Origin of the sequence: Pseudoalteromonas sp. GW168-MNA-CIBAN-0100 (assembly GCF_040309225.1) — a bacterium.
GTDB lineage: Bacteria > Pseudomonadota > Gammaproteobacteria > Enterobacterales > Alteromonadaceae > Pseudoalteromonas > Pseudoalteromonas arctica.
This window is the reverse complement of the sequence record NZ_JBEOOL010000123.1, coordinates 1-457: the sequence shown is the minus strand read 5'-3', so window position 1 is coordinate 457 and position 457 is coordinate 1. Positions and strand designations below refer to the sequence as shown.

Below are 457 nucleotides of genomic sequence, written 5' to 3'. Positions count from 1 at the left end.
AGTAGATACACTGAAACCCGACTCTTTACACATTTCCAGTAATTCTTGTGCGCTACCAAACGGAAAAGGTGCAGGGTTTTCTTCACGAATATCAAGCGCTGCTTGTTTTTCGTTTTCAAAATCTTGGTCAGTAACAATAAAGCCACCGCCAATTGAGTAATAAATTTGGCTATAAACCTTCTCGCCATTATTAGAGGCAATAATTTCCATTGCATTAGAGTGCTTAGGTAGCGTTTTACGACGGTGAAAAACAATAGCCCCTTGCTTTGGGAATTTAGCCTTATGCGTTTGATTTAAATAAATAACTTGTTCTTTTTCAATTGTGGCTAAAATAGTATCAACCAAATCGGCGTCGATGGTTTCAGGATCATACCCAGCAAGGCCAAGTATTACAGCTTTACCCGAGCCGTGGCCAATACCAGTTTGACCTAACGAGCCATATAGCTCTACTTTAATG

The 457-nt window shown here is 39.8% G+C and carries 1 protein-coding gene; it reads right to left on the bottom strand.

Annotation, left to right across the window (positions count from 1 at the left end; all coding sequences use genetic code 11):
* On the bottom strand, positions 1 to 457 hold a 457-nt coding region (locus tag AAEY62_RS20330; RefSeq protein ID WP_350636008.1), incomplete at both ends, for a serine dehydratase beta chain.